The sequence below is a fragment of the Inquilinus sp. genome (genome assembly GCF_057815775.1).
This window is the reverse complement of the sequence record NZ_JBYRFX010000664.1, coordinates 1-5,274: the sequence shown is the minus strand read 5'-3', so window position 1 is coordinate 5,274 and position 5,274 is coordinate 1. Positions and strand designations below refer to the sequence as shown.

Genomic DNA, 5,274 nt, shown 5'->3' with positions numbered 1-5,274 from the left:
AATATGGTTGGCTCTCGCGAGATCGGCATCAGGACCGACCATATCAAAATCTATAATTTCATGATCGCTGGCGGCCTGGCAGCCTTTGCGGGCGTCTTGAACACGATGGAATTCTCGTCCGCCGACCCGCTCGCAGGCAGCCCGTTCCTGACGCTTCAGGCGATCGCTGCTGCGGTTATCGGAGGCACTTCGCTGCTCGGCGGCTCCGGAACGCTCATCGGGGCAATGATCGGAGCCTTCGTGGTTTCGTCGCTGAACAACGGCCTGGTCATGGTCGGGGCCCAGGCCACCGTGTCCGACGTCTATCTCGGCGCTGCGATCGTCGCGGCGATGGTCCTGAACGTCCAGGTCGACAGGCTGCGCGTGCGGAGGCGCATATGAACACCGACACCATTCCGCCGCTGGCGCCGGACGCGCCGGTCATCCTCGAGATGTCGCATATCAGCAAGAGCTTCGGCGCCGTCACCGCGCTGGTCGATGTCAGCCTCAAGCTGCGCAAGGGCGAGGTGCTGGCGCTGGTCGGCGACAACGGCGCCGGCAAGTCGACGCTGATCAAGATCATGTCCGGCTTCCACCAGCCGGACACCGGCACCATGAGCTCGAATGGCCAGCCGGCGCGCTTCGCCTCGCCGCGCGACGCCCGCGCCCAGGGCATCGAGACGGTATACCAGGACCTCGCTTTGGTCGGCGACCTCAGCATCTATCACAACATGTTCCTGGGCCGGGAACAGAAGAAGCGCGTGCTCGGCCTCAACCTGCTCGACAACCGCAAGATGCGCGCGCTATCGCAGCAGTATCTGCAGACGCTGGGCATCTCGATCCCCAGCGTGAACAGCACGGTCGACCTGCTGTCGGGCGGCCAGCGGCAATGCGTGGCGGTGGCCCGCTCGATCTATTCCTCGCCGTCCATCCTGATCCTGGATGAGCCGCTGGCGGCGCTGGGCGTGCGCGAAAGCGCCCATGTGCTGGGCCTGATCCAGAATCTGCGCCGGCAGCGCGAGGTCTCGGTCGTGCTGATCGTGCACAACTACAACCAGATCTTCGAGGTCTGCGACCGCATCAACTTCCTGCATGCCGGCGAGATCGTGCTGGATGCCTCGACCAGCGAGACCAGCGAGGAAGAGCTGATCCGCATCGTCAAATCCGGCCTGGGCCGCAAGGCGATCGCCGCCGCGGCGAGCGAGGCCCCGGCGGTGCCCGGGGCCTGATCACGGGCCGGTCTTGGCCAGGCCCATCTGCTGCAGCAGGGTCAGGTTGTCCTCGATGTGCCAGTTGTCCGTGACGTGCCCGCCGCTGACCTCGAGCAGGTCGGTGGCGATGAAGCGGATCGGCTGGCCCGTGCCATGGGCCGTGTCGAATTTACCGGTGAAGTGGCCGGTGAACACCATGTGCACGGTGACGTAATCGCCGGCGACGATCATCTTCTGCACCTCGACGGCCAGGTCCGGCACGGCGGCCCGGAACTGGCGCGAGGCGAAGGCCGGACCGGTCGGCCCCTGCGGCCGGCCCGGCGGCAAGGTGTGGTCGGTGAAGCCAGGGGCGATCGCCTTCGTCAGCAGGGCCTCGTCGCCGGTGTTCCAGAAATCATAGAAGGCGCGGGCCGCCGCCACGGTGGCCTCGCGCTGGACATCGGGGATCGACGCGGCGATGACGAGGTCGTCAATCTTCGCCCCGTCCGCGGCGAAGGCCGGCAACGCCAGCGCAGCGAGCAGCCCGAGTCCGGCCCCAAGGCGCGAGGGTCTAATCTGCATGGGCTTGCTCCTGGTTTGCGGGGGCCGCGGCCGCGTGACGTGGTCGAGCATGACGGTCACGCCGTCGGGCCGGGCAGACCCGTCACATCAGGCGAGCCACGATCGATAACGGGCGTGCCGGCGCGGTTGGCCAGCGCATATCGCGCGATCTCGTCCTTGCGGGCGAACCAGACGTCGCCCTTGCTCCTGGCATAGGCCAGGAAGCGGTCCAGGGCACGGACCCGGCCGGCATGGCCGGAGATGCGGTCGTGCAGGCTGACCACCATCATGCGGCGGCGCTGCCCGCCCTCTTCGTACAGCTGGTCGAATTCGTCGCGCAGCGCCTGCTCATAGGCGGCGGGGTTCCAGCCCTGGAACGGGAAGGACACGATGTCGTTCATGTGCAGGGTGTAGGGGACGGTCACGAAATCCCGCCCGCGCACCGGGACGATGAACGGCTCGTCATGGCTCGGCTCGTCGATGTGATAGAGGAAGCCGAGATCCTGCAGCGTCTCCAGGATGTGGATCGAATTGCGCATCCAATAGGCGTTCCAGCCAATCGGCGTCTGGCCGGTGACCTTCTGGATCGTCGCGACGCTGTCGGCGATGAAGCGCTTCTCCTGGTCGCGCGGCAGCTGGTAGGAGTTTTCCCACACCCGGCCATGGGCGGCGGCTTCATGGCCGCGGCGCACGATCTCCTGGGCGAGGTCGGGTGAGGTTTCCACCGCCTTGCCGATCATGAACGAGCTGAGCTTGATGCCGTGCCTGTCCATCAGGTCGAGCAGGCGGGGGATGCCCTCGTAGTGGCCATAGGCGAAGAAGGCGTTGGTCGGCAGGTCGGGGACGCCCTTTTCGATCGGATCCGGGATGACGCCGCCGGCGCCCGAGATCGGCTGGCCGCCGCCTTCGAACATCAGCGACAGGCTGACCGCCAGCCGGGCGCCATTCGGCCAGAAGCCGGCGGCGCGGTCGGCGACATCGGTGGTGGCAGAGGCCGGTGTCGCGGCACGGGCGGTGCCGGGCAGGCTGCCGGCAGCCGCGGCGAGCGCGGCGGTCGCACCGGCGATCTGCAAGGCCTCGCGGCGATTGAAGGGGGAAGACGGGGTGGCGTGGATCATGGGGTCGCTCCTTCTGCGTCCCTCCCAATCTGGTCATTGCCCATTTCGGATATTATCCCGCATCTGATGGAGTTACTCTCCACCAAATGGAAAGTATCGCGAGGCGGGCATGCTGGACGACATCACCGAGCTGCGCACCTTCGTCCGGATCGCCGGGGCGGGCAGCCTGTCGGCAGCGGCGCGGGAGATGGGCCTGGCGCTCAGCGTCGTCAGCAAGCGGCTGGCGACACTCGAACGTCGGGCCGATCTGCGCCTGATCACCCGCAGCACCCGCCGCCTGGCGCTGACCGAAGAGGGTCAGGATCTCTATCTCCGGGCCCAGCGCATCCTGGCCGAGATCGACGAGGCCGAGGCGATGCTGACCCATGGCCGCGCGGAACCGCAGGGCCTGCTACGGGTAAGCGCGCCGGCGGCGTTGGGCCGTGCCCATGTCAGCCCGGTGTGCCGCGACCTGGTCCTTGCCCATCCGAAGCTCTCGATCGACCTCGCGCTCACCGACCGGATGGTCGAGCTGATCGACGAGGGCATGGATGTCGTCGTCCGCATCGGTATGCCGAAGGATTCCAGCCTGGTCATGCGCAAGCTGGCCGACAACCACCGCATCGTCGTCGGCGCGCCCGGCTATCTCGATCGCCGGGGCATTCCCGCATCACCGGCGGAGCTGGCGGATCATGACTGCCTGCACTACCGCGGCGCCGGCATCCATTGGCGGCTGGTCGGACCCGGCAGGGCGGTGGCCGAGGTGCGGACCGCCGCGCGCCTGCGCAGCGACAATGGCGAGGTCGCCCATGACTGGGCGCTCGACGGCTGCGGCCTGGTCCTGAAGTCCTGGGTGGATGTGGCGCCCGACCTGCGCGCCGGCCGCCTGGTCCACGTCCTGCCGGACTGGCGCAGCGATCCGGCACCGGTCTGCGCCCTGTTCCCGTCGAACCGCCAGCTTCCGACCCGGGTGCGCCTGTTCCTCGACGCCATGGTCGAGCGGTTCGACCAATTGGCCCGCGGCTGACTTGGCCGCCCTGGCCCTGCCTGGCGGGAGAGCAGGTAGACGGTGTTTTCGACCAGCCGGCCGAACAGGATTGGATACAATCACTGGTTCCAGCCGCGATCCGACCCGTTCGTCACGCCGCATTCGAGGAGCAAAGGAACATGCACTGGCGTTCGAAGCTCATCCACTCCACGGTCGCGGCGCCGCCCGGCTTCCGCTCGCTGGTGACGCCGACCTATCGCGGCTCCACGGTGCTGTTCGATCGCCAGGCCGATGTGACCGATGACTGGCGGCAAGCGAAGCAGGGCTACACCTACGGCCTGTACGGCAGCCCGACGGTGATGGAGCTGGGCGCCCGCATCGCCGAGATCGAGGGCGCGCGCCACAGCTTCGTCGTCCCCGGCGGCCAGGCCGCGATCGCGCTGATCTACCTTGCCTTCTGCAAGGCCGGCAGCCACGCGCTGGTCCCGGTCACCGCCTATGGCCCGAACCGGGACCTGGCCAACGGCCTGTTGAGGGGGCTGGGCATCACGGTGGAGGCCTACGACCCGCTGATCGGCGCCGGCATCGCCGGCCTGATCCGCGACACCACGGCCCTGATTTGGACCGAAAGCCCGGGGTCGGTAACGATGGAGGTGCAGGATGTCCCGGCCATCGTCGCGGCGGCGCATGCACGCGGCGTGCCGGTGGCACTCGACAACACCTATGCCGCCGGCGTGCTGTTCGACGCCTTCGCCCATGGTGTCGACGTCAGCATGCAGGCGCTGACCAAATATGTCGGTGGCCACAGCGACCTGCTCCTCGGCACTGTGTCGGTGGCGGACGAGGCCGGCTACGAGGCGGTGGGCGCGGCCTGGATGCAGCTCGGCATGGCGGTGTCGCCCGACGATGCCGCCCTGGCGCTGCGCGGGCTGCAGACGCTGGGCGTGCGGCTGGAACGGCTGGAGGCATCGACGCTGGCGGTCGCACGCTGGCTGGCGCTGCAGCCGGGCATCGAGACGGTGCTGCACCCCGCCCTGCCCTCCTGCCCCGGCCATGCGGAATGGCAGCGCGACTTCACCGGCTCGTCCAGCGTGTTCTCGATCGTGTTCGACCGCCGCATCGGGCCGGAACGGGTCAACGCCTTCGTCGACGGGCTACGGCTGTTCCGGATCGGCTACAGCTGGGGCGGCGTCACCGCGCTCGCCATCGCCTACCCCACACTCGACCGCCCGGGCCAGGATCTGGGCGGCCGGATCGTCCGGCTGAATGTCGGGCTGGAGGAGCCGGAGGATCTCATCGCCGACCTCGCCCAGTCCCTGGCCCGTATCGCCGTCCGGGTCTAGAGCTCCAGGAGAACCGATCCTGTCGTCCGCCCGGACTCCAGCGCGCGATGGGCCTCCGCCGCCTCGGCCAGCGGATACATGGCGCCGATGACCGGCTTCAGCCCGACCGCCACCTC

Annotated in this window: 7 protein-coding genes; 4 read left to right on the top strand and 3 right to left on the bottom strand. The window is 68.2% G+C overall.

Annotated features, from left to right (window positions below; genetic code table 11):
- Positions 1-381 (top strand): ABC transporter permease subunit (locus AC3XYG_RS23080; protein ID WP_489142208.1); only part of this gene is annotated, 381 nt, incomplete at its 5' end.
- The gene (locus AC3XYG_RS23075) at positions 378-1,208 is read left to right on the top strand and encodes an ATP-binding cassette domain-containing protein (protein WP_489142207.1); all 831 of its coding nucleotides are present in this window, start codon (positions 378-380) and stop codon (positions 1,206-1,208) included. The genes AC3XYG_RS23080 and AC3XYG_RS23075, both read left to right, overlap by 4 nt.
- On the opposite strand, the gene AC3XYG_RS23070 is transcribed toward AC3XYG_RS23075, so the two are convergent.
- Both AC3XYG_RS23070 and AC3XYG_RS23065 read right to left on the bottom strand, forming a co-directional pair.
- Positions 1,209-1,751, bottom strand: a complete 543-nt coding sequence (locus tag AC3XYG_RS23070; RefSeq protein ID WP_489142206.1) for an ester cyclase — start codon at positions 1,749-1,751, stop codon at positions 1,209-1,211. It abuts the gene before it with no gap.
- Positions 1,752-1,807: 56 nt separating this feature from the next.
- A complete protein-coding gene (locus tag AC3XYG_RS23065) occupies positions 1,808-2,848 on the bottom strand; it encodes a polysaccharide deacetylase family protein (RefSeq protein WP_489142205.1) in 1,041 nt (346 codons plus the stop codon).
- Between the two features lie 109 nt (positions 2,849-2,957).
- Here AC3XYG_RS23065 and AC3XYG_RS23060 point away from each other — a divergent pair, with 109 nt between their 5' ends.
- Both AC3XYG_RS23060 and AC3XYG_RS23055 read left to right on the top strand, forming a co-directional pair.
- The gene (locus AC3XYG_RS23060) at positions 2,958-3,854 is read left to right on the top strand and encodes a LysR family transcriptional regulator (RefSeq protein ID WP_489142204.1); all 897 of its coding nucleotides are present in this window, start codon (positions 2,958-2,960) and stop codon (positions 3,852-3,854) included.
- 140 nt (positions 3,855-3,994) lie between these two features.
- Complete coding sequence (locus tag AC3XYG_RS23055; protein ID WP_489142203.1) at positions 3,995-5,158, top strand: cystathionine beta-lyase; 1,164 nt, start codon at positions 3,995-3,997, stop codon at positions 5,156-5,158.
- Here the strand turns inward: AC3XYG_RS23055 and AC3XYG_RS23050 are convergent.
- The gene (locus tag AC3XYG_RS23050) at positions 5,155-5,271 is read right to left on the bottom strand and encodes a zinc-binding dehydrogenase (protein ID WP_489142209.1); all 117 of its coding nucleotides are present in this window, start codon (positions 5,269-5,271) and stop codon (positions 5,155-5,157) included. The two genes, AC3XYG_RS23055 and AC3XYG_RS23050, sit on opposite strands and share 4 nt — an antisense overlap.
- Positions 5,272-5,274 lie beyond the last annotated feature (3 nt).